This window comes from Halorubrum sp. (assembly GCF_046498025.1).
Classification (GTDB): domain Archaea; phylum Halobacteriota; class Halobacteria; order Halobacteriales; family Haloferacaceae; genus Halorubrum.
In genome coordinates this window covers 1-24,957 of sequence record NZ_JAWOBM010000062.1, presented here as the reverse complement: position 1 = coordinate 24,957, position 24,957 = coordinate 1, and the positions used below count along the sequence as shown (strand labels likewise).

The following is a 24,957-nucleotide window of genomic DNA, read 5'->3' as shown; positions in this document are numbered from 1 at the left end:
GCGCTCGTCCCGGACGGACACGACATGGACGGACCGCTGTGGATCGACGCGCACGCTCCCGCGCTCGACGAGATCCGACAGGACGAGGCCCGCGAGCGGCTGGAGCGCGCGGTCGACGAACCGATGAACCTCGTCGTGCAGGGGCCGCCGGGGGTCGGAAAGACGGCGGCGACGCGGGCGCTGACTCGGGCCGCCCACGAGAACCCCGAGAGCGACCTGATCGAGATCAACGTCGCCGACTTCTTCGGCCGGACGAAAAAGGAGATCCGGACCGACCCCCGCTTCGAGGGGTTCCTGCAGGGGCGGAGCCGGATGGCGAAACGCGACATGATCAACCGCGTGCTGAAGGAGTCGGCGTCGTACGCGCCGATGTCGGGCGAGTACAAGACGGTCCTGCTCGACAACGCCGAGGCGATCCGCGAGGACTTCCAGCAGGCGCTCCGACGGGTGATGGAACAGCACCACCGCACCACCCAGTTCGTGATCGCCACCCGACAGCCGTCGAAGCTCATCGCGCCGATCCGGTCGCGCTGCTTCCCGGTGCGGGTGCGCGCCCCGACGACCGACGAGACGATCGACGTGCTGGAGACGATCTGTGACCGCGAGGGCGTCGACTACGACGACGACGGCCTGGAGTTCGTCGCCAGCGCGGCCGGCGGCGACCTCCGCGAGGCGATCCTCTCCGCGCAGGCGACCGCGGTCGAGAGCGGCGTGATCACCATGTCGACCGCCTACGAGACGCTCGGCGAGGTGGGCGACGACGACGCGATCCGCGAGGCGCTCGCCGACGCCCGAGCCGGCGACCTGAAGGACGCGCGGTCGACGCTCGACGACCTCCTCGACGAGGGCGGGTACGACGGCGAGGAGCTCCTCCGTGAGGTCCTCCGAGTCGCCCGCGCCGGCTCCGAGTACGGCGGCGACGACCTCGCGCGGCTCCATGTGCTCGCCGGCGAGGCCGACCTCGACCTCACCGACGGCCTGGACGACCGGATCCACCTCACACATCTGCTCGCGGCGTGGGCGGCCGGCCGCACCGAGCTCCGACCCGCCCTCCGCGATCCGGTGGAGGCGTAACGATGGCCCGGAATCCGCCGCTCGCGCGCGTCCTTCCGTTTCCCGTCGTCGACGAGGCGTGGCGCCTCGCGCTCGTCCCCGCTCTCGTCGGCGCCGCGGCGCTGCCGCTCCTCCCGCCGGTCGGCGGGGCCCTGCTCGCGACCGCCCTCGGCGTCCTCTGGTTCCACCGCGATCCGGACCGGGAGCCTCCGGACGCCGACGGGATCGTCGTCGCGCCCGCCGACGGCACCGTGTCGGTCGTGCGCGAGGAGGGGAGTCGGCTGCGGGTGGGCGTGTTCATGAACGTCACCGACGTACACGTGAACCGCGCGCCGATCGCGGGCGAGGTCCGCGAGGTCCGACACCGGCCCGGCGCGAACCGGCCCGCGTTCAGCAAGGAGTCCGACCGCAACGAGCAGGTCGCGATCGACTTCGGCGAGTACGAGCTGCTGATCATCGCCGGCTGGTTCGCCCGACGGATCCACCCGGCGGTGGAGCCCGGCGACGCCGTCGACCGCGGCGAGCGCGTCGGCCACGTCTCGTTCGGCTCCCGCGCAGACGTGATCCTCCCGCCCGACGTCGACGAGGACGACCTCCGCGTGCGCGAGGGCGACGCCGTCCGCGCGGGCGAGACGGTCGTCGCAGAACGGGCGGACGACGACGCCGAGCGGGAGTGAACGTGGCCCTCGGCGACGGCGACTATTATAGATAAACGGCTCCCGGCGACGGCGACGCCGTCGGCCATAGCGTTTTGTGTGGTGCCTGCGAGACGGGACGTGCATGGACGAAGAGACGATTCACGAGTCGAGGGAGTCACGGAGTCGACAGGCACTGGCGACGTACTTCCGTCGCATCGCGCGGGCGCTCGGCCGCGGCGAACCGATCCCGGTCGACGACGCCGGAACGGTGACGATCGACCCCGCCGCCGAGTCGCAGGTCGAGATCGAACTCGAGCGCGCGGACGGGACCGTCCACTTCGAGGTGGAGGTGGAGTTCGACGAGACGGAGGGCGCGGTCGACGCCGACGCCGCCGCGAGCAAGGCGACGTTCGAGCTGTACGCCGACAGCGCCGACCAGTGGCGCTGGCGGCTCGTCCACGACAACGGGAACATCATCGCCGACGGCGGCGAGGGATACGTCGACAAGCGGGACGCGAGGTCGGGGATCGAGAGCGTCCAGCGGAACGCGCCGGGCGCGCACGTGATCGACGCCGGTCGCGACGAGGAGCCGCCGGCGGAGGGCGGGAGCGAGGCCGTCTTCGAGCTGTTTCGAGACAAGGCCGACGCGTACCGCTGGCGGCTCCGCCACGAGAACGGCAACGTCATCGCCGACGGGGGGCAGGGGTACGCCTCGAAACAGAAGGCGAAGCAGGGGCTCAACAGCGTGAAATCGAACGCGCCGGGCGCCCCGGTCGACGAGCTCGACGGCGACGGGGCCGCCGAAGACGACGAGGAGTGACGGCGCGATGGTCCCCGACGACTCCTCCTCCAGCGGCGACACGCGGATCGACGACGCCGGCGACACGCGGATCGACGACGCCGGCGACGCGCGGAACCGACGCGATACGGACGACGGTGCCGCCGCCGACCCGAACGCCGACTCTGACGGGTTCCTCGCCCCCGGAGACGATTCGCCGGCGGACCTGTTCGATGTCCTCGTCTACGGCCTGGTGGGCGGGGTCGTCGGCTCGGTGCTGTCGTTCGTTCCGTTCGCCACCGTCCTCGGCGGCGCGGTCGCCGGCTACCTCTGCGGCGGCACGTCGGCCGACGGGCTCAAGACGGGCACCGTCGCCGGCGCCGTGATGACCCTGCCGTTCCTCGCGTTCGTCGTCTTCCTCCTCTTTTTCCTGGGGGTCGCCGGCGCGCCGGCGGAGTTCGGGCTCTTCGCGCTCTTCGTCGTCGGCCTCGGCGCGGTCTACACCCTCGGGTCGGGCGTGATCGGGGGGTATCTCGGTCACTACCTCCGCGGGGAACTGTAGCCGCGGACCGCACCGCTTATTCGACGCCCGTCGCTACCTCGGGTCGGACATGGACGCGCTCGACGCAAAGTACCCCTTCTTCGCGGCCGCCCGCGAGGCCGTCGCCGACGCCGCGGTGTCGCTCCCGGAGCTCGTCGCGGCCGACGCGCCCGCCGTCGAGCGCGGGCGCGAACGCGTCGAGCGCGCCCTGATGGACGGGACGGTCGCGTCCGAGAGCGGGGCGTTCCCCGGCGAGTCTGCGTACGACGTACAGGCGGAGCTGCTCTCGTATCCCATCGCGCGGATCCTCGTCTCGCTGCTCGACTCCGAGCCCGCCATCGAGAAGTACGCCGCCGCGGAGGCCGCGACGGCGGTCGACCGGATCCGCGAGGACCTCGCGACCGAAGACGAGCTGCGGTCGGTGTCGGTCCCGACCGTCGCCCTCGACGACGTGCTCGCCGAGTTCGGCCTCGGCGACGCGGTGCGCCCGGAATCGCCGGGAGCCGGATCGGCGGCGGCCGGAGCGGGAAACTCCGGATCGGGGACGCCCGACACCGGGTCCCCCGGCCGCGCTCCCGCCCACTACTGGATCGACGTCGGGCCGTACCTCCGGCTCACGTCGCCGTCGTGGGGCGAGTCGTGGCGGCTCGTCAACCGCGCGCTGGCCGGCGGCGCGGTGCGCGTCTCCCGCGAGGAGCTGCTGGACGCGCTGGAGGCCGCGGTGGAGGACCGGGTGCGCGAGGGGCTCCCGTTCGAGCTGGCGGTCGGCGAGGGGGTCGCGGCGGAGCTGGAGGAGGGCGTCGCCGACCTCAAGCGGCTCCTCTCCGAGCGGAGCTACGCGGGCCCGGCTGACGTCGTCGCCCCCGAGCTGTTTCCGCCGTGCATGACGAACCTGATCGAGAAGGCCGAGCGCGACGCCGACCTCACGCCGCCGGAGTCGTTCGCCCTGATGGCGTTCCTCGTCGGGATCGGGATGACGCCGGACGAGGTGGTGGCGTTCTGCGCCGACACGAGCCTCGACGCGGAGGGCATCCGGTACCAGACGGAGTATTTGAAAGACGACCGCGGGACGCAGTACCCGCCGCCGACCTGCGAGACGCTCGCGAACTACGGGATCTGTCACAACGAGGCGGACCACATGCAGGTGGCCGCCGACCCCCTCGCGTACTACGAGAAGCGGGTCGCGGCCGCCGACGAGATCACCGACTGGCGGGACCGCGAGGACGGGGGAGACGAGCGCGGAGCGGACGCGGGCACAAGAGAGGTCGCGGGGGCCGACGACGCCGCGGATTCGGGCGGGACGGAGTAGTCGACTCGCCGAGTCACTCGTCGTCGTTCGCGTGGATGAGGTACGCGCCGACGAGCGCCATCAGCAGGACGAACCCGGTCAACAGCCCGACGAGCGCGATCGCGCCGGACTCCGGGAGCCCGGACGATCCGCCGAACGCGATCCCGATCCCGACCAGCCCGGCGACGAAGACGGCGGCCGCCAGAAGCGAGACCGTGATCTGCCGACGGAGCTCCGCGTCGATTTCCATGCCCGCGAGTTTCCGTCGCCGCATAAAAAGGACTTCGATGAGGGCGGCCGCATCTCGACGGGCGCCGCGGTCACGGTCCGACGTCTCCGGGGATCGAATCCGGAATATCGGTGATGCAGGCCATTTCGTCGGCGAATTTAACTGTTCACGGTGCCTACTTCGACCCCACGCGAGGACTTCCCTCGCGCTCACCCATGACGCATCCCCGAAACTCACCCGCGTCAACAGCCCCGGAACCGGACGCCGGCCGAGCCGCGCCGCCGGCGGAGCGAACCCCGAAACGACGCGTCCCGGACGCGGTCGACGAGGTCGAGAGCGACGGCGGCACCGAGAGCGACGGCGGCACCGAGAGCGACGACGCCGACGACCGGTCGACGCGCGCCGCCACCGAGGAGATGACGGTGCGGCCGCTCCGCGACCGGCGATACGTCGTCGAGACCGACGGCGGCACCTACGTCGTCGCGCTCGACGCCGGTACCTGCACGTGTCCCGACCACGCGATCCGGGGCTTCCGGTGTAAGCACCTCCGGCGCGTGGCCATGGAGGTGACCGCGGGGTCGGTTCCCGCCCCGGACGAGCGCGTGGGCGTCTGCGCGGTCTGCGGGGCGGAGACGTTCGTGCCGCTCGACGCCGGCGGGTCGCACCTCTGTGCGCGCCACGAGTTCGCGCCGGGGGACGTCGTCCGCGACCGCGAGACCGACGAGCGCGTCGTCGTCGTCGCGGTCACGACAGAACGGGCCGACACCTACCGGACCGAGGAGGACCGGCGGGTCGACGAGTACGCCACGAACGCGGCGTACGGCGCCCACGAGCCCGTCGTGGAGGCCGTGTACGTCGACGCCGTCCGCCCGGGACGCAGCGTGTCTGACTGCCGGCGGTACGCCTTCCCCGCCTCGCGGCTCGTCCGCCCGCGTCGGGGGTGAAGCGGTCGCGGCGACTCGCTCGTTCGGGACGGCGCGTCCGGCAGCGTCGGGGCGGGCGAACCCGAACGCGACTCACCGCGCGAGGTGACTGATGTCGCGCCGGAGCGTGTATCCCTTCGGGACGCCGACGGCACCGAGACACGCCTCGCACAGCGCCCGCTCGTAGTCGCGGTTCGTCTCCTTTTCAAGCAGCGAGACGTCCCCGATTGGGAACACCGACTCGCACCGATCGCACTCGACCATGTCGCCGTCGACGATCTTTATGAGACACCGCCAGTTCCGCCGATCGGTATGAAAAGACGCGCCCGGCGTTATCACTCCGGATAGCGACGTCGATAAAGTATCGGCGCGGTCGAAGCGGTGAGCGTCCGAGGTCAGCCGAAGAGCTCGCCGAGGCCCTCGCCGCCGTCCCCGTCGTCGTCCTCTTCCTCTTCATCGTCCGCTTCCTCTTCCTCTTCGTCGTCCGCTTCCTCGGCCTCGTCGCCCTCGCCCGCGGCGGCCGCGGATCCACCGGCGGCGGCGGCGGGCGCCGCAGCGGCCGTGTCGATGGCCTCCTCGATGTCGACGTCCTCCAGCGCGGCGACGAGCGCCTTGACGCGGGATTCCTCGACGTCGACGCCGGCGGCTTCCAGCACGCCGGTGATGTTGTCCTCGTTGATCTCTTCGCCAGTCTCGTTCAGGATGAGCGCAGCGTAAACGTATTCCATTGGTGTGTCCTCGTAGTGTTAGCCGAACATCGCGCCGAGACCCTCGCCGCCGTCGTCGTCGTCGGCGTCATCGTCGGTCGTCTCAGCGTCGTCCGCGTCGTCGTCTTCCTCCGCCTGTTCCTCCTCGTCGGCGTCGTCCGTCGCCGGAGCCGGGGCCGCCTCGACCCCCTGCAGCTCCTCCGGAAGCGCCTCGTCGTCGTCGATCAGGGCCGCGAGCGCGCGGAGCTGGCCGTCGGCCTTCCCGATGAGGTCGGGCACGACGTCCGGGCTCTCGATCTCCGCGAACAGCCCGACCGACTTCGCCTCGCCGGACGCCTTCGCGAGAAGGCTGCCGACCGTGGCGGCCGTCGGGTACTCGGCGTTGATCGAGAGGTTGCGCGCGGCGGCGGCGGCGGACCGGACGTCCGCCGTGTACTCGTCGACATCGATCGCGAGCTCGTCCGGCTCGAACAGGACGCCCTCGGAGTAGACGCCCTTGAGGTCGAGCCCGACTTCCTTCGGCTCGATGCCGAGTTCGACCAGGACGTTCGCGAGGTCCTCGTCAACGACCTCGCCCTCCTCGAGGACGGTAGAGTCCTCGGTGACCATGATCGAGCCGTCCTGGATGCGCGCGGCCGCGCCGATCGTCTGGAGCTCGCCGACGAACGGCCCCGGGTCGACGCCGGTGTCACCCTCGGGGATGACGACGTCGTTGGGGGCGACCTCGCCCGCGTTGATCGGGGCGGGGGTCTTCGAGGCTTCCAGCTGCTTGAAGAGGCCGAACGGGTTGTCGTTCGTGCCGATGAGCGCGACCTGACCCGAGACGTACTGGGTCAGCTCCTCGACGCCGTCGTCGACCTCTTCGAGGGCGCGGACGGTGAGCGTGTTCCGGCTCACGCGGACGTCGGCCGAGCCGTGCAGCTCGCGGCGCATGGCCTGGAGCTGCCGGCTCGGAATGCCGCCGACGCCGACGATCCCGACTGAGTTGAACGAGTCGATGAACTCGACGAGCTCGTCGACTTCGTCCTGCTTCCACTGCGGGATCGTCTCGGTCTTGCGGACCGAGCTCATACGGGCACCTCCCTGGCGGGACCCATCGTGGTCTTCACGTAGATCCCGTCGATGTTGAGCGGGCCCTTCTCGAGGTTCGCTTCGAGTCGCCGGATGATGACGTCGATGTTGTCCGAGATCGCCTCGGCGCCCATGTCTTCGGCGCCGACGCGGGTGTGGAACGTGCGCCGGTCGCGGGACCGGAGCTGCACCGTGTTCTTCATCCGGTTGACGGTCTCGACGACGTCGTCGTCCGGCTGTAGTGGGGTAGGCATCTTCCCGCGCGGACCGAGGACGGTACCGAGGTACCGACCGATGTCCTGCATCAGGTTGGCCTCTGCGACGAAGAAGTCGGTCTCGTCGGCCAGGTCCTTTGCGCGGTCGTCGTCGTCTCCGAGGTCCTCGAGGTCGCCGCTGTCAAGTACTTGATCAGCAACTTCCTGAGCGCGGACGGCGGTTTCGCCCTCCGCGAAGACGACGATCTGTGTCTCCTGCCCCGTTCCAGCCGGCAGCACGACGGACTCGTCGATGCGGTTCGACGGATCGTTGAGGTCGAGGTCTCGCAGGTTGATCGCGATGTCCACGGTCTCGCGGAAGTTCCGCTCGGGCGCATCGTCGAGTGCGAGGGTTACGGCCTCTTGTATTGTGTCTGCCATTTTCACCTCCGTAGTACGCAGGTCGCTCCTACGGGTCAGTGAAACAGGCGAAGCCTGTCTCACCGGAGAGTGGTCCATCGGAGGTTTAAAAGCGTCGAACCGTCCGTCGCCGTGTGAACCGCCGACAGGGCTCGTGCGGGTGGTCGCGAGTGACTCCCGGAGGCGAACGGTCGACAGTCGAGCGGTCTCCGAACCCGGACGGTCGACGGTCGAGCGGCCTCCGCGTTCGACGTGCATCGAAGCCGAAAACGTCGGATAGGGGAACCCTTTTGACGCCGCTCACCGACCCACGAGGTAATGACTCAGGGTGGTCCGGCGTGACGATGGACGACCGTATCGAGGACCTCCGGGAGCGCCGCGAACGGGCGGCGTTGGGAGGCGGCGAGGACCGGATCGAGTCCCAGCACGAGAAGGGGAAGATGACCGCGCGCGAGCGGGTCGAGTACTTCCTCGACGACGGGACGTTTCACGAGTTCGACCGCTTCCGCAGCCACCGGAACCACAAGTTCGGGATGGAGGAACAGCAGATCCCGGGCGACGGCGTCGTCACCGGGTACGGCGAGGTGAACGGCCGGAAGACGTTCGTCTTCGCGCACGACTTCACCGTCTTCGGCGGCTCGCTCGGCGAGGTGTTCGCCGAGAAGGTGTGTAAGGTGATGGACAAGGCGATGGACGTGGGCGCGCCCGTCGTCGGCCTCAACGACTCCGCGGGCGCTCGGATTCAGGAGGGGGTCGCTTCGCTCGGCGGCTTCGCCGAGATATTCCGACGCAACACGGAGGCGTCGGGCGTGATCCCGCAGATCTCGGCGATCATGGGCCCGTGCGCCGGCGGAGCGGTGTACTCGCCCGCCATCACGGACTTCACGTTCATGGTGAAAGACACCTCGCACATGTTCATCACCGGCCCGGACGTCATCGAGACGGTGACGGGCGAGGAGGTGAGCTTCGAGGAGCTCGGCGGCGCCGTCACCCACTCGTCGACCTCGGGCGTCGCCCACTTCGCCGCGGAGAGCGAGGAGGACGCCCTCGACGACATCGCGCGACTGCTCTCGTATCTCCCCGCCAACAACGTGGAGGACCCGCCGCGCGTCGAGCCGTGGGACGATCCCGAGCGCGCCGACGAGGCGCTGGGTAACATCGTTCCGGACGCGCCGCGGAAGCCCTACGACATGAAAGACGTGATCGGCAGCGTCGTCGACGAGGGCTCCTTCTTCGAAGTGCAGGAGAACTTCGCGAAGAACATCGTCGTCGGGTTCGGCCGGCTGGACGGCCGCTCGATCGGGATCGTCGCCAACAACCCCCGCGTGAACGCGGGCACCCTCGACATCGAGTCGAGCCAGAAGGGGGCGCGCTTCGTCCGCTTCTGTGACGCCTTCAATATCCCCATCCTCACCTTCGAGGACGTGCCCGGGTTCATGCCCGGCACCGACCAGGAGCACAACGGGATCATCCGCCACGGCGCGAAGCTGCTGTACGCCTTCTCGGAGGCGACCGTCCCCCTCCTCACCGTGATCACCCGGAAGGCGTACGGCGGCGCCTACTGCGTGATGTCCTCGAAGCACATCGGCGGCGACGTCAACTACGCCTGGCCCACCGCCGAGATCGCGGTGATGGGGCCGAAGGGCGCCGTCAACGTCCTCTACCGCGAGGAGCTGGCCGACGCCGACGACCCGGCCGCCCGCAGGCAGGAGCTCATCGACGAGTACCGCGAGGAGTTCGCCAACCCGTACAGCGCCGCCGACCACGGGTTCGTCGACGACGTCATCGAGCCCGCCGAGACCCGCGCGCGGCTGATCGACGACCTCCAGATGCTCGCGGGAAAGCGCTCGGACCGGCCCGAAAAGAAACACGGCAACATCCCGATCTGATGGCGACTGACTCGCCAGAGCAGAGCGACGGCGCGTCTACCCCGGACGACCCGGACGCGAACGCGAACGACTCGGACGCGGACGACCCGGACGCCGGCGCCTCCGAACAGGAGGGCGAGCCGCGCGGCCCGACGGTCGCCGCCGTGCTCGACGGCCTGACGATCCCAGACGACGCCGACGACGCCGAGGCCGCCGCCATCGCCGCCGCGGTCGCGGCGCACATCCGCGACGGCGAGGCGGCAGCGGCGGCCGCCGCGGCCGCGGCGGACGACGACGCGGACTGGGAGGGCGAGCGCTGGTCGTTCGCCGGTCGAGTCGATCGCCTGCAGAATCGGTCGGTCCGCGTCCCCGTCGGCGCGCCGACCGATCCGTGGACCGCGGCCGGGCGCGCCGACCGGTTCTGAGTCGGGTCGCGCGCATTCCCCCGGCAGTCGACCCCAGCGGGCCCCGATAGCCCCGGTGGGCAGTCTGCCTCGCTACCCCGTCGCAGGGCGCGTCGGAGAATGCCCCCGATTGAGTATATATTTATGGCCAATATCTATAACCGACGCGTCACGCCTCGCGCGACTCGTCGGCGTCGCCGTCTCCGGGATTCTCGATCGACTCGTCGCGCCACCCGTCCGCCGAGCCGCCGCCGAGGAGCCGATTGAGAACCACGGGGACGACGCCGACGAGGAGCACGAGCATTCCGATTCGGACGAGGATCGAGGCGTCCGTCAGCAGCGTCGCGGCGAGGTACGCGCCCGCCGCGATCAGCGTAAACGGCAACACGTAGGGGTTTCCGGGCGAGAGCATGGGCGGAAGTGGCGTTCGGGATCCCCTTAATCGTCTCGGGAGCGGGGAGGGGCGTCGCGGACCCGTTCGGCGTCACAGACCGATAGAATCAGGTGGGTTATGGTGGAACGGTGATGTAAGAATGTTCGACAAGGTTCTCGTCGCGAACCGCGGGGAGATCGCGGTTCGGGTGATGCGCGCCTGTGCGGAACTGGGTGTCGACACCGTGGCCGTGTACAGCGACGCGGACAAACACGGGGGCCACGTCCGGTACGCGGACGAGGCGTACAACGTCGGACCCGCGCGCGCCGCCGACTCCTACCTCGACGGCGAGGCGGTCGTCGAGGCCGCGCGGGCCGCCGGCGCCGACGCGATCCACCCGGGCTACGGCTTCCTCGCCGAGAACGCCGACTTCGCCGCGCGCGTCGAGGCCGCCGACGGGATCACCTGGGTCGGCCCCTCCAGCGGCGCGATGGAGCGGCTCGGCGAGAAGACCCACGCCCGCCGGGTGATGGACGACGCCGACGTCCCCATCGTCCCGGGGACGACCGAGCCCGTCACCGAGGTCGAGGCGGTCACCGAGTTCGGCGACGAGTACGGCTACCCCGTCGCGATCAAGGCGGAGGGGGGCGGCGGCGGCCGCGGGATGAAGGTCGTCGAGAGCGCCGACGAGGCCGAAGAGGCCCTCGAATCGGCCAAGCGCGAGGGCGAGGCGTACTTCTCGAACGACTCCGTCTACCTCGAGCGCTACCTCGAGAACCCCCGTCACGTCGAGGTGCAGATCGTCGCGGACGCCGGCGGGGGCGGCGAGGGACCCGCGGACGAGTCGGACGTCGTCCACCTCGGCGAGCGCGACTGCTCGCTCCAGCGCCGCCACCAGAAGGTGATCGAGGAGGGGCCCTCCCCCGCGCTCTCCGACGAGCTCCGCGAGAAGATCGGCGAGGCCGCCCGTCGCGGCGTCGCCGCCGCCGACTACACCAACGCCGGCACCGTCGAGTTCCTCGTCGAGGAGGACCTCGACCGCGATCCCTCGGAGCCGCTCGGCCCGGACACGCCCTTCTACTTCCTCGAGGTCAACACGCGCATCCAGGTCGAGCACACCGTCACCGAGGAGCTGACCGGGGTCGACATCGTCAAAGAGCAGCTCCGCGTCGCCAGCGGCGAGGGGCTGTCCGTCTCGCAGGGCGACGTGGAACTCGAGGGCCACGCGATCGAGTTCCGGATCAACGCCGAGAACGCCGCGGAGAAGTTCCAGCCCGCCAACGAGGGCCGGCTCGACACGTACGACCCGCCGGGCGGGATCGGCGTGCGCGTCGACGACGCGCTCCGACAGGGCGACGACCTGGTCACCGACTACGACTCGATGATCGCGAAGCTGATCGTGTGGGGCGCCGACCGCGAGGAGTGTCTCGCCCGGTCGAAGCGCGCGCTCGCGGAGTACGACCTGGAGGGCGTCGTCACCATCATTCCGTTCCACCGGCTCATGCTCGACGACGAGCGGTTCGTCGCGGGCACCCACACCACGAAGTACCTCGACGAGGAGCTCGACCGGGACCTGGTCGTCGAGGCCCAAGAGAAGTGGGGCACCGAGTCGGTCGCGAGCGGCGACGACGAGGAGGTGACGGAACGCGAGTTCACCGTGGAGGTGAACGGCAAGCGATTCAGCGTGGATGTCGAGGAGCGCGGCGTGCCCGCGATCCCGACGCCCGCGAGCGGGGGAACGGGCGGCCGCCAGAAGCGCCCGCCGCAGGCGAAGAGCGACGACGGGGACGACGGCGGCGTCGACGTCGCCGAGGGCGGCGAGGCGATCGAGGCGGAGATGCAGGGGACGATCCTCTCGGTCGACGTCGGCGAGGGCGACGAGGTGTCCGCCGGCGACGTCGTCTGCGTCCTCGAGGCGATGAAGATGGAGAACGATGTGGTCGCCGAGCGCGGCGGCGCCGTCGCGAGCGTCCACGTCGGCGAGGGCGACAGCGTCGACATGGGCGACGTGCTGGTCGTGCTGGAGTAGGGAGCGGTCGACCCTCGCACCGGACGTAGTTGTTTATAAGCGAGCGACGACTCCGCGGTGAACCGCTCCGAAGTCCCAGTCGCCAGCGGCTGCACCGCCGTCTCGCTTATTTATATACAACCGTCGGTGTCGCTCACGTCTTTCAAGTGTCGTATCGCTACCGGGAGATGCGATACGCCCCTCCCTCCCGCCCGCGCAGCCCTGACGGTTCTCGCCTCTCGTCCGGGGTCGCCACCGGTCGCCCGAGCTGCTCGGAGATCCGCGCCGAAGCGGCCCCGTCCTGACCGACGCTGTTTAACCGAACGCCCGAGAACGGGGTGCCATGGAGCCGGTCGACGACTGGCGGGCGACGATCGCGGACGCCGGGGAGCTCACCGGTCCGATCGTCGCCGCCATCGTCGGCGATCACGGCGACCGCGGCAAGCGCGCGATCGAGGCGGTCGGCGAGGGGCGGGTGAAGCGCTACCGCGATTTCACCGTCGTCGTCGGCCACGACGACGAGTACGTCGTCGAGGAGGGAGAGTGCACCTGCGCGGACGCGACGTACAACCTCGACGCCGAGGACCCGAGCGAGCGCTGCTGGCACGCGATCGCGGTCGACGTAGCCGACGCCGTGGACGCGGTCGACCACCACGACATGTGGTACTCCGAGGTCCGCGAGTTCCTCTGAGCGGAGTGCGGAGATCCTTTTGAGCCGCCGTTCAGCCGGATAAACCGCTGATACGCCGTATTTTTCGACCGGCCAGTCGAAAACGTTTACAACCGCGGCCGGTCTCCCCTACGGTATGGCGGACTGTCCACTCGCCGACGAATGCCCCAGTTTCGACGAACGAATCGAGGGGATGGGGTGTCAACACTACGGCAACAAGGGCGGCGCGGAGTGGTGCAACCACTACGACATGCCCATCTACGAACTGAAACAGCAGCCGGTCCAGCCCGGAGAGCAGGTCGTCGTCGAGGTCGACGACATCCACGAGAGCGGCGCGGGCGTGGGCCGCACCGACGACGGCTTCATCGTCCTCGTCGACGGGCTCCTCCCGCCGGCGCGCGCGGAGGTCCGGATCCACCGCGTGAAGTCGAGCCACGCGACCGCACAAGACGTCGTCGAGCGCCTCCCCGACGATCCGGAGGCGGACGACGAGGACGGCGATGAGACGGAGACGGACGGGGATAACGAAAAAGAGGGCGACCGCCGCCGCGACCGCCCCGACCGCGAACGACTCGGCAGCCGCGAGAACTTCTGGGGCAAGTGAGCGCGTCCCGGGGTGGCCCCACCCCACGGACAGTCCGGACGCCGCCGATCGGTCGCCTTCGCACCCGCCCCGATGCCGGGCGCCGAAACCACCGTTTTTTGAGCGAGGGTCCCCTCCCGACGAGTATGGTCGCAGACGACGGTCCGTCCGGTGCAGCCGACGACGCCGAGGACGTCGACGCCGCCGAGCTGCTGGAACGGGCCGGGTTCGACGCCGACGAGAGCGTCCTCACCGACCGACAGGCGGAGGTGCTCGCCCTCCGCGAGCGGGGGCTCCGTCAGTCCGACATCGCCGCCCGGCTCGGCACGTCGCGCGCGAACGTCTCCAGCGTCGAGGCCAGCGCCCGCGACAACGTCGAGCGGGCCCGCGAGACGGTCGCGTTCGCGGAGGCGCTTTCCGCGCCGGTCCGCGTGGAGATCGAGGCCGGGACGGACCTGTACGACGCGCCGAAGCGGGTGTACGACGCCTGCGACGAGGCGGGCGTGAAGGTGAACCAGACCGCGCCGGACCTGATGAAGACGATCGGCGACCGCGCCGGCGACGCGGTTCACGGCCGTGAGGTCCGTAGCCGGCTGTTCGTCACCGTCGACGCGAACGGGCAGATACGCGTGCGTCGACCGTGATCGGCATCGGTCCCGGGCGGTGCAAGCAGCGCCGGTCCCGGCCCGTGAGACGGAGTCACTCCAGCCGCTCGGCGACTCCGACCAGCGTCGAGCCCGCCGTGACCGTCGACTCGCGGGCGATCGAGTAGACGATCCCGTCTCGGTCGGCCCTCGCCGTCTGGAGCGCCTCGAACGCCGTCGGGTCGTGAACGACGCCGAGCCGCTCTCCCTCGACCACCTCGTCGCCGACCGTCAGGTCCCGCTCCGGGGTGAACAGCCCCGACTGGGCGGCGTTCACGCGGCCGAGGTGGTTCCGCGCGACCGTCCCGTCCCACGGTTCGGGCTCGCCGGGCAGCAGTCCCTCGTGACGGAGGACGCCGAGCGTCCCGTGTACCCCGGCCTCGACCGCTCCGGGGACGATTTCGCGGCTGTGTGCGAGCTCCGGCGTGATCGTGGGGATCCCCTCTCGGGTGGCGGCGACGCGGAGCTTGCCGGCGAAGCCGCGCTCGCTCCACTCCGCGTCCGCGTCGTCGCCCGCCGCTTCCGCGAGCAGGAGGTCGGTCCCGAACGCCTCCGCGAGCGACCGACAGTTCTCGTCCCCGCGCATGTAGACGGTGTGCGTGAGCATCGCCGGCGATCCGGTGTGAAGGTCGACGATCGCGTCCGCCGCGCTCGCGAACGCCCAGAGCCGGGCCGCCATGCGCTCGTGGAGCGTCCCGTCGTCGTCGCCGGGCCAACACCGGTTCATGTTCGAGTGGGTCGCGTCGAGCGACTCCGGCGTGGTGTACGAGACGTGGTCGAAGGTGAGCGGATCGGCGACGGGGACCGTCACGAGCGCCCCCGCGAGGTCGGCGTCGACCGCCTCCTCGCCCCCGCCGGTCAGTCGTTCGTGGAGCCGCCGAAGGACCGCGGTGCCGTTCACCTCGCGGCCGTGCTGTGCGGCCTGCGAATAGATCACGGGACCGCCGTCGGCCGGTACGTCGAGCTCGGGCCCGTTCGGGCCGTCGACGAGGCTCCCCTCGCCGTAGACGTGAACGGTCGTCCGGATCGGGACGCCCGAGGGAAGCCGCGCGAGGACGAGTTCGCTGGCGTCGTGCATACCTGAGGATCGGTCCTGCGGGGCATATAGTTCGGGGGCGAACGGCTCGACCGAACTCCCCGTCGCGTCTTCCGACCGGACCGGTCGACCACGGACGCTAAGTCGGTGGGTCGCCGAGGGGGATTCGAGATGCGGGTCACGCTCCTCGGCACCGGCGACACGACGGGAACGCCCACCGTCGGCTGCGACTGCGACACCTGCGGCGCGGCGCGCGAGCGCGGGGTGTCGCGCTCGCGGTTCTCCGTCCACGTCGCCAACGAGCGCACCGGCGAGTCCCTCCTCGTCGACTTCAGCCCGGACTTCCGGAGCCAGTTCCTCGACAACGACGTCCCGCTGCCCGACGCCGGCATCGTGACGCACATCCACTTCGACCACCTCGACGGCCTCGGCAACGTCTACCGGCTGGTCGACGGGCTGCCCGTCCACGCGCCGAACGAGACCGACCCCGCCACCGACGAGAGCGTCGCGGGGACGATCCGCGACAAGTACGACTACCTGGAGGACCGGATCGGCGTCCACGCCCGCGCGCCGTTCGAGCCGTTCGAGACGTGCGGGTTCGAGGTCCGCTTCGTCCCCGTCGACCACCCGCCGCTGCTGTGTTACGGCGTCGTGGTCGAGGACCCGGAGACGGGCGCGAAGCTCTCGCTGACGGGCGACACGAGCTACGACGTCCCCGAGCGCTCCCGCGAGGCGCTCGCCGACGCCGACCTCCTGCTGGCCGACGCCATCGTCCCCGCGTCGCTCTGCGAGTACCACCCCATCGGCGGGCGACACGAGGGGCCCGACGGAGTCCCCCGCACGTTCGGCACGAAGCACATGACCCGCGAGGGGGCGCTCGCGCTCGCCGACGAGCTGGACGCCGACCGAACGCGGCTCGTCCACCTCGCGCACTACTACCCGCCCGACGAGGCGTTCGAGGAGCCGCTCGCGGTCGACGGCGAAGCGTACGAGCTATAGCGACCCGGTCGCACCGATCTTCCGCCTCCGAACGACCGCGAGCGCGCCGATCGACAGCAGTCCGAGCAGCGCGCCGGCGGCGAGCGTCGGGAACGCGAGCGGGTATCCCGCCCGGTCGAGGACGAGTCCGAAGACGACGGGCGAGATCACGGTCGTCGTGAACCCGACCAGCGACTGAACGGAGAGGGCCGTCCCGACGTGAGCGTCGTCGACGACCTCCGTCACCATCGTCGAAGTCGGTGCGCTGTCCATCGTTATCACGACGCCGTACGCGAGGACGATCGGGACGAGTGCGGCGATCGGAAGTTCACCGAGTAGGCCGAACACGAGGCTCAACGATGCGCTCGCGGCCAGTCCGATCGCGATCGTCCGTGGGCGTCCGATCCGGTCGCTGAGCCAGCCGCCGGTCAGGTTCCCGACGCTGCCGAGCGCGATCATCGAACCGACGACGAATCCCGGAAGCAGCGCCGACTCGGTGGCTGCGAACGCCGGTGCCGCCACGAGGAACGCCAAGAGCCAGTTTCGCGCACCGAACAGCTCCCAGTTGTGCCAGGCGTACACGCTGACCGTCAACAGGTACTCACGGTTCCACAGCACCGAGGGATCGAAGCCCCCGGCACCCTCGCCCGTCTGATCGGGATGATCGCGGGTCAAAGCGAGCAGGAACGGAGACACGAACAGCGCGCCGACGCTCGTGACCGCGACCGCGATCCGCCAGTTGATCGCATCGGCGATCGCCGTGGAGAACACGAACGAGAGCCCCGAGCCGAGCGAGAAGGCGCCGATGTAGAGCCCGAGCGCGCGGCCGCGCGCCGATTCGGGGAACCAGTCCGTGACGAACCGCATCCCCGGGACGTACACGCCGGCCATGAACAGGCCCGAGAGAAATCGGAGGATCGTCCCGACGAGGAATCCGTCCGCAATACCGGCGAACAGGAGACTCGGGACGCCGGCCCCCGCCGCGCCGACCGCGATTACCCACCGCGGTGAGTATCGGTCCGCCAGCCAGCCGGCGGGGACGATCGCCGCCAGGTAGCCCGCCTGAAACGCCCCGAAGATGATCCCGGCCTCGGTCCCCGAGAGTCCCCACTCGGCGACCACGGACGGCAGAACGGCCGAGTAGTTGAACCAGACGAGCACCGAAAAAAAGAGAGCCACCGCCGTCACGGCGAGCATCTGCTGGCGTTCACGCATCTCCCTGAGCGGTGTGTGACGGAGGTAATGGCTTTTTACATTCCAGCGAGGCCTCGACGCGTCTGCCGCCGCGGCGGGCGCCCGCACCGTTTTGTCTCGCTAGCACGTACCACGGTCGAGATGGGAGCGAGGGCCCGACTCCGTGACGCGCTCGACCGGCTGGAGCCGCCGCCGCGGGCAGTGGACTGGTCGCTGTTCGCGTTCGTGGCCGCGGAGGTCGCCACAGGGCTCGTCTCCTTCACCGTCGGCGTCCCGGAGGGGTGGCCGCTGTTCTGGCTCCACCGCGCGCTCGGGCTCGCGATTATCGCCCTGCTCGCGTGGAAGCTCGCGCGCGTCCGGCATCGGCTAACAGACCTGGGCCGGTGGCGACGGTCGACCGCGCTGTCGGTGTTGACGCTCGTCGCCGCCCTCGGCGCGCTCTCGACCGGGATCGTCTGGGTCCTCGGGCTCGACGTGCGGGTCTCCTACTGGACGCTGCTCTCGGTCCACGTCGGATTCGGACTGGTCCTCCTCCCGCTCGTGGCCGCGCACGCCGCGACCCGGTTCAGGCTCCCGCGGCGGGTCGACTTCGAGCGCCGCCGGACGGCGGTTCGGTACACCGTCCTGTTGACCGCCGGCGCGGCGACGTACCGGGTCCAACAGGGCGTCAGCGACCTCCTGGACACGGCCGGCGCGGACCGACGGTTCACCGGGTCACAGCCGCGCGAGGGCGAGGGGAACGGGGCGTTCCCGATCACCTCGTGGGTCGCCGACGACCCCGACCCGATCGACCGCGACGGCTACCGGCTGCGCGTCGACGGGCTCGTGAGCGACCCGTTCGAGCTCGGCGCCGACGAGCTCGACGCCGGCCATCGGACCGAGGCGCTGCTCGACTGCACCAGCGGCTGGTACACGGTGCAGGAGTGGGCCGGGATCCGCGTCGGCGACCTGCTCGACGCGGCCGGCGGGGTCGACCCCGGCGACGCGGACCGCGACCCCGCCTACGTCCGGTTCACGTCGGTTACGGGGTACCGCTGGAGTCTCCCAATCGAGGAGGCCGAAGACGCCCTCCTCGCGACCCGCGTGGGCGGCGAGCGACTGAGCCACGGGCACGGCGCGCCCGCACGGCTCGTCGCCCCCGATCGACGGGGGTTCCAGTGGGTGAAGTGGGTGACCCGCGTCGAGGTCCGGGCGGAGTACGACCTCGGCCAGTGGGTGGTGACGCTGGTGAGCGGGTTCGAGTAGTCCTCAAACGAGGTCGAGGTCGAGAACGTCACGCAGCCCATCAATATCGAAGTCGGCGTCGGACACGGCGAGTCGTTCGTTTCGGGTGACGGCGGTCCCCGCGATGAATGCGTCACGGGCCGCGAGCGGGTCACCTCGATCGCGGAGCGCGTTCTGAAGCGCCGCCGCCTCGCGAGCGACCACCGCCGACGTGTCGACTGTCCGTAGCCAGTCGAGAGCGTCGTCGACCGCGTCGAGATCCGTTGTCCCCGACCGAAACACCTCGCCTTGGTACACCTCGAACAGCAAGAGCGGCGGTGCGTTCGCCGGCTCGTCGGCGTGATCGTGTACGTACTCGACGGCCGCATCTCGTCCGGCGAGATAATCGATGAGAACGCTGCTGTCGTACACCGTCACTGCGAGTCGACTCCGCGTTTCATTTCCCGGCGTTTCTCTCGGGCACGCTCGGGCGCGTCGCTCCCGGCCCAGAGTCCGGCTCCGGATCGGATATCCTCGCGACGCTCGCGGAGCAGCCGCGTCAGCAGGTCGTCGAAGGTCTCGTCCTCTCCTTTCAGCGACGCAAGCGCAGCGTGCGTGTCCTCGTCGACACGGATGCTCTTGCTCATGTAGGCTCGTATACTATCCAGTATACAATACCGTTTCGCCGATCGGACTCATCGAGGACGCGTTTCGTCGCGAGCGGTTCTCGTCGTCGCGTCGCGGTCACTCGTACTCGCTGCCGACGACCTCGCGGATGCGCTCGGCGGTCACTGGACCGACGCCCTCGACCTCCAGCAGGTCGTCTTCGGGCGCGGTCATCACGGCCTCCACGGCACCGAAGTGTTCGAGGAGGGTCCGGGCCGTGACGGGGCCGATGTCGGCGATGGAGGAGACGACGTACTCCTGCTGTTCCGCGCGGGTCTTCGTCGTCTTCTCGCCGTGGACGCTCACCTCGCGGTCGCGCGTCTCCTGCTCTCGTTTGGCGATCGTCGCGAGCAGTTCCGTGGTGTCCGACTCCCCCTCGGTGCGGAGGACGCTGACGTCGAAGTCGACCGCGAGCGACGCGAGCGCGCCGCGGATCGCGTTGGGATCGATGTCGCGCTGGCCGTAGAGGTTCGTTCCCTCGACAATCATCACGGGACGAGCGTACGCCCGCGAGAGCTCGCCGACCTGCTCGAACATCGACCGGTCGGCGTCGAGCATCGAGTCGACGAAGTCGGCCGCGGACTTGCGCTCGACGGCGACGCGGTCCGAGAGCACGTAGTCGCCGACCGCGAGCGTCTCCAGCCGGGTGACGAGCCCGTCGCGCGTCGAGAGGTCCTTCGCGATGGAGGAGTCGAGCTCCCGCTGGTCGACGACGACCTCGACGCCCTCGTCGACGCCGGCGGTCGCGACGACGCCGGCGTCGCCCTCGCTCGCCTCAGCCTCGTCGTTCTCTTCATCTCCACCCTCTCGCGCCTCCGCGGCGAAGTCGGTGAGCCCGGCGTCGCCGTTCCGGTCTGCGTCGGTCGATTCGGCCTCCGCGTCGGTCGACGCCGCCTCCGTGTCTGTCCCGTCGCCCTCCGCCTCTGTCGATCCGGCGTCCGAGTCTCCGTCCGTGGCCGGGTCGGTCGTCGAAGGCGGTCCCGACGCACCGTCGTCGTCCCCGGAGGCGCCGGCGAACGCGTCGAGCCCGGCCTGTCCGTCGTCGCCGACGGTCTCCTCGATGTCGTCGGTGGCGGCCTTCAGCTCGGCGAGCTGGTCGGTCATCTTCTTCTCGCGCCGGCGAGAGATCCAGAAGAACGCCTCGTCGCGGGTGTCCTCGGCCATCAGGACGACCACCTTCCCCTCGGCCTGCCGGCCGGTTCGGCCCTTGCGCTGGATCGAGCGGATCGCGGTGGGAACGGGCTCGTAGAAGCAGACGAGGTCGACCTCGGGGACGTCGAGCCCCTCCTCGGCGACCGACGTGGAGACGAGCACCTCGAACTCGCCGTCCTTGAACTCCTGTAACGTCTGCTGCTGCTGTTTCTGGCTCATCCCGTCGGAGCCCTCCTTGTCGCCCTGCCCGACGAACTTGCGGACGTCGAAGCTCGTCGAGAGGAACTCCACGAGCGCCTCCGCGGTGTCGCGGGACTCGGTGAAGAGGATGGCGCGTTCGCCCTCGTTGATGCCGAGCGTCTCCGCGAGCAGGATGCGGGCCTTCGAGAACTTCGGGTGGAGCCCGTCGAACGCCTCGGCCTTCCGCATCGCCTCTCTCACCTTGGGGTCGGCCACCATCCGCTGGCTCGCCTTCGAGGCGCCCGACGAGCGCGCGGCCTCGCGCTGGCGCTCGAAGTAGCGCCGGACGGACTCGACCGACTGCGTCTCGACCAGCTCGGTCGCGCGCCGGAGCTTCATCACCTCGGCGTGGGTGGACATCCCCTTGTACCCGTCCGACCGGTCGTTGTCCATCATCTTCTTCAGCTTCCCACGCATCTCGTTGAGGTCGCGCTGGGAGAGGTCCGGGTTCGTCGTGTTGGTCACGCCCAGCGACTTGAGCTTCTCCAGCCGGTCGGTTATCACCTCGTTGAGAGCGTCGCGGATGTCGAGGACCTCGTCCGGGAGCGTGACCCGCTCCCACTGCACGTCGGTGTCGTGGGTGTACTCGTCGACGTCCGCGTCCTCCTCGGTCATCACCTCGACGTTCGCGAGCCCGAGGTTCTCACAGACCGTCTCGATCTCCTCCGTGTCGCCGCCCGGCGAGGCGGACATGCCGGTGACGAGCGGGTCGGCCGCGTCGGCGTGGTACCGCTCCGCGATGTAGACGTACGCGTAGTCGCCGGTCGCGCGGTGACACTCGTCGAAGGTGCAGTGGGTCACGTCGCGAAGCGAGATCCGATTGCCGACCAGGTCGTTCTCGACCACCTGCGGGGTCGCGATCACGATCCGGGCGTCGTTCCAGAGCGCGGCGCGGTCGTCCGGCTTGACGTCGCCGGTGAAGACGACGATCTCGTCGTCCGGGATCGAGAGCGCCTCGCGGTAGAACTCGGCGTGCTGCTGGACGAGGGGTTTGGTGGGGGCTAGAAAGAGGGCCTTCCCGCCGGCCTGGTAGAGGCGCTCGGCGGTGACCAACAGGCTGACGGTCGTCTTGCCGAGCCCGGTCGGGAGGCAGACGAGCGTGTGGTCGGCGGCCGCGGACTCCGCGAGCTGGAGCTGGTAGCGGCGCCGCTGGAGGAAGTCGTCGACGAGCAGGGGTCGGTCGATGCCGGCGGCCTCGGTCGCCATCGGCGGGCCTACGCCTCCTTCGGCCTAAAGGCTTCGCGAAGCGGGGTGAAAGTTATCGCTCTACGGAGCGCTCCTCTCGGAGCTCCTCGGGGACGTCTTCGTCGACCAGCTCCGCCCACTCGACGAGCCGGTCTCCGGATGGTGTTTGCGCGCTCATCAGGGGACGGATCTCAGTGATACGTATTAACAGTTACCCCGATTCTACATGATTTAACATCGATCCGACACCGATCGAAGCGCGGGGCCCACGTGGGTGAGGGGACGCCGCCGCGGGGCGGTCCGACCGCCCGCGACTCGCACCCCTTTTACCGCTCACGCGCCTCCGGCCGGCATGAGCAAACTCGACGAGTTCCTCGCCGGCGAGCGGCTCGACGACGTGGTCTTCTACGTGAGCGACGCGTCCCTCGACGACGACTCCCGACTCCGGAACGTCGGCACCGAGACCGACGGCGGCGTCCGGCTGATCCTCGACGGCGAGACCGGCCGATCGGCGTTCGAGGCCGGCACGGGGATGGGCGCGATGGAGTTCGCGAAGACGGCGATGGGCGCCGAGGGGACGATCGCCCGGGCCCTCGACGACGGAGAGTGCCCGTTCGCCGAGGAGACGCCCGACGACGACCACGACGTCCGGTTCGTGTTCGCGTTCGCGGAGGCGCAGAACGAGGAGGTCGGCGGGCTCTACGCAGAGGGCGACGTGGTCCACGCGTACGCCCACTGCACGTGCGGCGAGAGCTACTCACACAAGTGGATCGTCGGCGACCGCGACGGCGAGTGAGCCGATCGCGAACGGCCCGCTAGCGACCTACTCCTGCTCGGGCGCGTCGCCTTCCGGCACCGACCCCTCGACGAGCGACTGGTCGGCGTACTGCTCGCGAAGGTCTTTCTTCGAGAACTTCCCGGTGGCGGTCTTCGGCACCTCGTCGATGAACTCCACCGCGTCCGGCACCCACCACTTCGGGTACTCCTCGCGGAGTCCGGCCTCGATCTCGTCGACGAGCGCCTCGCGGTCGACGCCGTCGGCCGCGACGACGAACGCGACCGGGCGTTCCTGCCAGCGCTCGTGAGGGACGCCGATGACCGTCGCCTCGCTCACGCCGTCGTACGCCATGATCGCGTTCTCCAGCTCGACGCTGGAGATCCACTCCCCGCCCGACTTGATCACGTCCTTCGTGCGGTCGACGAGCTGGATGTACCCGTCCTCGTCGACGGTGACCACGTCGCCGGTCTTCAGCCACCCGTCGACGAAGTCCTCCTCGCTGGCGTCGGGACGGGCGAAGTACTCCTTCGTGACCCACGGGCCGCGGATCCGGAGCTCGCCGAACGCCTCGCCGTCCCACGGGATCTCTTCGCCGTCCTCGTCGATCACCTCGAACTCGAGTCCGGGGACGACGAGCCCCTGTTTCGACCGCTTGTCGACCTGCGTCTCGTAGTCGGCGTCGCGGAGGTCGTCGGTGAGATGGGAGACGGTGCCGATCGGCGACAGCTCGGTCATCCCCCACGCGTGGAGCACCTCGACCCCTCGGTCGTCGTACCACTCGATCAGCGACTGCGGGGCGGCCGCGCCGCCGACGATCACGGTATCGAGCGTCGAGAGGTCGACCTCGTTCCCCTCGGCGATGTGCTCGCGGAGGCCGAGCCACACCGTCGGCACGCCCGCGGAGATCGTCACGCCCTCCTCCTCGATCAGCGCCGCGAGGTCGGCCGGGTCCGGCGACGGTCCGGGATAGACGTGTTTCGCGCCCGCCGCGGTGGCGGTGAACGGCATCCCCCACGCGTTGACGTGAAACATGGGAACGACGGGCATGACCACGTCGGAGTCCTCCATCGGGATCCCCTGCGGCGTCTGCGAGGCCATCGTGTGGCTCCACAGCATCGACTGGGTGTACTCGACGCCCTTCGGTTTCCCCGTGGTCCCGGAGGTGTAACAGAGGCCGGCGGGCTGGTCGCTGTCGAGTTCGGGCCAGTCGTAGTCGGTGGACTGGTCCGCGATGAACTCCTCGTACGGCGCGGCGTCGAGCTCGTCGATCTCCGCGGAGCCCATCACGACGAAGTCGACGTCGGCGAACTCCTCGGCGCCCTCGGCCGCGGCGGCGAGCTTCCCCGCGAGCGACGGGTCGACGAAGACGATCTCGTCTTCGGCGTCGTCGACGATGTACCGGATGTGTTCGTCCGGCAGTAGGGGGTTGATCGTGTGGAGCTGCGCGCCCGTGTTCGGGACGCCGAAGTACGTCTCGAAGTGACGGGTGTGGTTCCAGCAGAACGTCGCTACCCTGTCGCCGCGCTCGATCCCGTGCTCGTCCAGCGCGTTGGCGAGTCGCGCCGTCCGGTCGGCGTACTCGGCGTACGTGTGTCGCGTCCGCCCCTCGTGGGTTCGAGAAACGATCTCCGTGTCGGGATACAGTCGTTCCGCGCGCCACAGGAACGGTCGAAGCGTCTGTGAGTGTCCACCGGGCATACCTCACACACCACGGAGCCGAGAACTATGAACATTGGCATGATTGATCGTGGGAAACGGGTGGCGCGCCGATCGCAACTCAGGGATAATTAAAGGAGTCCCCTACCCTCGAAACAGGCTCGCGTGGACCGGCGCGTGGTCCGACTCGGGGCGCGCGGACTCGTCCTCCTCGCCGCCGTCGTCGGAGACCGCCCGCCCCTCGACCCCCGCCGCGAGGAAGTCCCGGAGCGGCGGGCCGACGTGTTCGGGCTCGACGAGGAACGCGTCGTGGCCGTGGTCGGAGTCGATCACGTGGTGGGCGACGGGGACGTCGCGGTCGCGGAAGGCGGTCGCCAGCGACGCGGACTGCTCGACGGTGAAGTGCCAGTCGGCGGTGAAGCTCAGCAGGAGCGCCTCGCCCTCGAACGCCGCCACGGCGTCGGCGTCGGTGCCGTG

27 protein-coding genes and 1 pseudogene are annotated in these 24,957 nt (G+C 69.8%); 15 read left to right on the top strand and 13 right to left on the bottom strand.

The genetic code is table 11. From position 1 onward, the window contains the following. Positions 1-24 precede the first annotated feature (24 nt). The 5 genes from R6U01_RS11835 (at position 25) to R6U01_RS11815 (ending at position 4,319) form a co-directional block, all read left to right on the top strand. On the top strand, positions 25-1,074 hold the full coding sequence (locus R6U01_RS11835; protein ID WP_410286657.1) for an AAA family ATPase: 1,050 nt from the start codon (positions 25-27) through the stop codon (positions 1,072-1,074). Positions 1,075-1,076: 2 nt separating this feature from the next. After that, a complete protein-coding gene (locus R6U01_RS11830; RefSeq protein ID WP_410286656.1) occupies positions 1,077-1,730 on the top strand; it encodes a protein sorting system archaetidylserine decarboxylase in 654 nt (217 codons plus the stop codon). A gap of 103 nt (positions 1,731-1,833) precedes the next feature. Beyond that, positions 1,834-2,511 carry an HVO_2922 family protein gene (locus R6U01_RS11825; protein WP_410286655.1) on the top strand — a complete coding sequence of 226 codons (678 nt, stop codon included), beginning with the start codon at positions 1,834-1,836 and terminating at the stop codon, positions 2,509-2,511. A gap of 7 nt (positions 2,512-2,518) precedes the next feature. Further along, positions 2,519-3,031: a DUF5518 domain-containing protein gene (locus R6U01_RS11820; RefSeq protein ID WP_410286654.1), complete on the top strand. Its 513-nt coding sequence runs from the start codon at positions 2,519-2,521 to the stop codon at positions 3,029-3,031. A gap of 49 nt (positions 3,032-3,080) precedes the next feature. Then, complete coding sequence (locus R6U01_RS11815; protein WP_410286653.1) at positions 3,081-4,319, top strand: DNA primase; 1,239 nt, start codon at positions 3,081-3,083, stop codon at positions 4,317-4,319. A 13-nt stretch (positions 4,320-4,332) separates the two neighbouring features. On the opposite strand, the gene R6U01_RS11810 is transcribed toward R6U01_RS11815, so the two are convergent. Beyond that, positions 4,333-4,548, bottom strand: coding sequence for a hypothetical protein (locus R6U01_RS11810; RefSeq protein WP_410286652.1), 216 nt, complete (start codon positions 4,546-4,548; stop codon positions 4,333-4,335). 194 nt (positions 4,549-4,742) lie between these two features. Between R6U01_RS11810 and R6U01_RS11805 the strand changes: the two genes are divergently transcribed. Next, a complete protein-coding gene (locus tag R6U01_RS11805) occupies positions 4,743-5,471 on the top strand; it encodes an SWIM zinc finger domain-containing protein (protein WP_410286651.1) in 729 nt (242 codons plus the stop codon). A gap of 72 nt (positions 5,472-5,543) precedes the next feature. Here R6U01_RS11805 and R6U01_RS11800 read toward each other — a convergent pair whose 3' ends face one another. From R6U01_RS11800 to R6U01_RS11785, 4 genes are all read right to left on the bottom strand, one after another. Further along, a complete protein-coding gene (locus R6U01_RS11800; protein ID WP_410286678.1) occupies positions 5,544-5,735 on the bottom strand; it encodes a hypothetical protein in 192 nt (63 codons plus the stop codon). A 110-nt stretch (positions 5,736-5,845) separates the two neighbouring features. Then, a complete protein-coding gene (gene rpl12p, locus R6U01_RS11795) occupies positions 5,846-6,178 on the bottom strand; it encodes a 50S ribosomal protein P1 (protein WP_410286650.1) in 333 nt (110 codons plus the stop codon). 18 nt (positions 6,179-6,196) lie between these two features. Continuing rightward, positions 6,197-7,228 (bottom strand): 50S ribosomal protein L10, encoded by a 1,032-nt coding sequence (locus R6U01_RS11790; protein ID WP_410286649.1) that lies wholly within the window; start codon positions 7,226-7,228, stop codon positions 6,197-6,199. Then, positions 7,225-7,863: a 50S ribosomal protein L1 gene (locus R6U01_RS11785; protein WP_410286648.1), complete on the bottom strand. Its 639-nt coding sequence runs from the start codon at positions 7,861-7,863 to the stop codon at positions 7,225-7,227. The genes R6U01_RS11790 and R6U01_RS11785 overlap by 4 nt, the downstream gene beginning before the upstream one ends. A gap of 323 nt (positions 7,864-8,186) precedes the next feature. Between R6U01_RS11785 and R6U01_RS11780 the strand changes: the two genes are divergently transcribed. Together R6U01_RS11780 and R6U01_RS11775 are read left to right on the top strand one after the other, a co-directional pair. Next, positions 8,187-9,731 carry an acyl-CoA carboxylase subunit beta gene (locus tag R6U01_RS11780; RefSeq protein WP_410286647.1) on the top strand — a complete coding sequence of 515 codons (1,545 nt, stop codon included), beginning with the start codon at positions 8,187-8,189 and terminating at the stop codon, positions 9,729-9,731. Continuing rightward, a complete protein-coding gene (locus R6U01_RS11775) occupies positions 9,731-10,135 on the top strand; it encodes a hypothetical protein (RefSeq protein ID WP_410286646.1) in 405 nt (134 codons plus the stop codon). Before R6U01_RS11780 ends, R6U01_RS11775 begins: the two co-directional genes overlap by 1 nt. A 148-nt stretch (positions 10,136-10,283) precedes the next feature. On the opposite strand, the gene R6U01_RS11770 is transcribed toward R6U01_RS11775, so the two are convergent. After that, positions 10,284-10,526, bottom strand: a complete 243-nt coding sequence (locus R6U01_RS11770; protein ID WP_410286645.1) for a hypothetical protein — start codon at positions 10,524-10,526, stop codon at positions 10,284-10,286. Between the two features lie 121 nt (positions 10,527-10,647). Between R6U01_RS11770 and R6U01_RS11765 the strand changes: the two genes are divergently transcribed. The 4 genes from R6U01_RS11765 to R6U01_RS11750 all read left to right on the top strand — a co-directional run bounded on the left by R6U01_RS11765 (position 10,648) and on the right by R6U01_RS11750 (position 14,392). Continuing rightward, the gene (locus R6U01_RS11765; protein WP_410286644.1) at positions 10,648-12,516 is read left to right on the top strand and encodes a biotin carboxylase N-terminal domain-containing protein; all 1,869 of its coding nucleotides are present in this window, start codon (positions 10,648-10,650) and stop codon (positions 12,514-12,516) included. 322 nt (positions 12,517-12,838) lie between these two features. After that, entirely contained in the window at positions 12,839-13,186 is a 348-nt protein-coding gene (locus tag R6U01_RS11760; RefSeq protein WP_410286643.1) for a hypothetical protein, read from the top strand. 115 nt (positions 13,187-13,301) lie between these two features. After that, the gene (locus tag R6U01_RS11755) at positions 13,302-13,769 is read left to right on the top strand and encodes a TRAM domain-containing protein (RefSeq protein ID WP_410286642.1); all 468 of its coding nucleotides are present in this window, start codon (positions 13,302-13,304) and stop codon (positions 13,767-13,769) included. Between the two features lie 125 nt (positions 13,770-13,894). Continuing rightward, positions 13,895-14,392: a Tfx family DNA-binding protein gene (locus tag R6U01_RS11750; protein ID WP_410286641.1), complete on the top strand. Its 498-nt coding sequence runs from the start codon at positions 13,895-13,897 to the stop codon at positions 14,390-14,392. A 55-nt stretch (positions 14,393-14,447) separates the two neighbouring features. Here R6U01_RS11750 and R6U01_RS11745 read toward each other — a convergent pair whose 3' ends face one another. Then, positions 14,448-15,470: a succinylglutamate desuccinylase/aspartoacylase family protein gene (locus tag R6U01_RS11745; protein WP_410286640.1), complete on the bottom strand. Its 1,023-nt coding sequence runs from the start codon at positions 15,468-15,470 to the stop codon at positions 14,448-14,450. A 129-nt stretch (positions 15,471-15,599) separates the two neighbouring features. On the opposite strand from R6U01_RS11745, the gene R6U01_RS11740 reads away from it, so the two are divergent. Continuing rightward, a complete protein-coding gene (locus R6U01_RS11740; protein ID WP_410286639.1) occupies positions 15,600-16,427 on the top strand; it encodes an MBL fold metallo-hydrolase in 828 nt (275 codons plus the stop codon). Here R6U01_RS11740 and R6U01_RS11735 read toward each other — a convergent pair. Beyond that, positions 16,422-17,621 (bottom strand): MFS transporter, encoded by a 1,200-nt coding sequence (locus R6U01_RS11735; RefSeq protein ID WP_410286638.1) that lies wholly within the window; start codon positions 17,619-17,621, stop codon positions 16,422-16,424. The genes R6U01_RS11740 and R6U01_RS11735 overlap by 6 nt on opposite strands. 120 nt (positions 17,622-17,741) lie before the next feature. Between R6U01_RS11735 and R6U01_RS11730 the strand changes: the two genes are divergently transcribed. Beyond that, positions 17,742-18,845, top strand: a complete 1,104-nt coding sequence (locus R6U01_RS11730; protein ID WP_410286637.1) for a molybdopterin-dependent oxidoreductase — start codon at positions 17,742-17,744, stop codon at positions 18,843-18,845. Between the two features lie 3 nt (positions 18,846-18,848). Here R6U01_RS11730 and R6U01_RS11725 read toward each other — a convergent pair whose 3' ends face one another. The 3 genes from R6U01_RS11725 to R6U01_RS11715 all read right to left on the bottom strand — a co-directional run bounded on the left by R6U01_RS11725 (position 18,849) and on the right by R6U01_RS11715 (position 22,067). Then, positions 18,849-19,241, bottom strand: a complete 393-nt coding sequence (locus tag R6U01_RS11725; protein WP_410286636.1) for a PIN domain-containing protein — start codon at positions 19,239-19,241, stop codon at positions 18,849-18,851. Continuing rightward, positions 19,238-19,450: an antitoxin VapB family protein gene (locus R6U01_RS11720; protein WP_410286635.1), complete on the bottom strand. Its 213-nt coding sequence runs from the start codon at positions 19,448-19,450 to the stop codon at positions 19,238-19,240. The genes R6U01_RS11725 and R6U01_RS11720 overlap by 4 nt, the downstream gene beginning before the upstream one ends. A gap of 97 nt (positions 19,451-19,547) precedes the next feature. After that, positions 19,548-22,067, bottom strand: coding sequence for an ERCC4 domain-containing protein (locus tag R6U01_RS11715; protein WP_410286634.1), 2,520 nt, complete (start codon positions 22,065-22,067; stop codon positions 19,548-19,550). Positions 22,068-22,398: 331 nt separating this feature from the next. On the opposite strand from R6U01_RS11715, the gene R6U01_RS11710 reads away from it, so the two are divergent. Then, positions 22,399-22,842 carry a DUF5807 family protein gene (locus tag R6U01_RS11710; protein ID WP_410286633.1) on the top strand — a complete coding sequence of 148 codons (444 nt, stop codon included), beginning with the start codon at positions 22,399-22,401 and terminating at the stop codon, positions 22,840-22,842. A gap of 27 nt (positions 22,843-22,869) precedes the next feature. On the opposite strand, the gene R6U01_RS11705 is transcribed toward R6U01_RS11710, so the two are convergent. Further along, the gene (locus R6U01_RS11705; protein WP_410286632.1) at positions 22,870-24,522 is read right to left on the bottom strand and encodes a long-chain fatty acid--CoA ligase; all 1,653 of its coding nucleotides are present in this window, start codon (positions 24,520-24,522) and stop codon (positions 22,870-22,872) included. Between the two features lie 102 nt (positions 24,523-24,624). Then, positions 24,625-24,957: pseudogene (locus R6U01_RS11700) on the bottom strand (homoserine O-acetyltransferase); the annotation flags it as partial.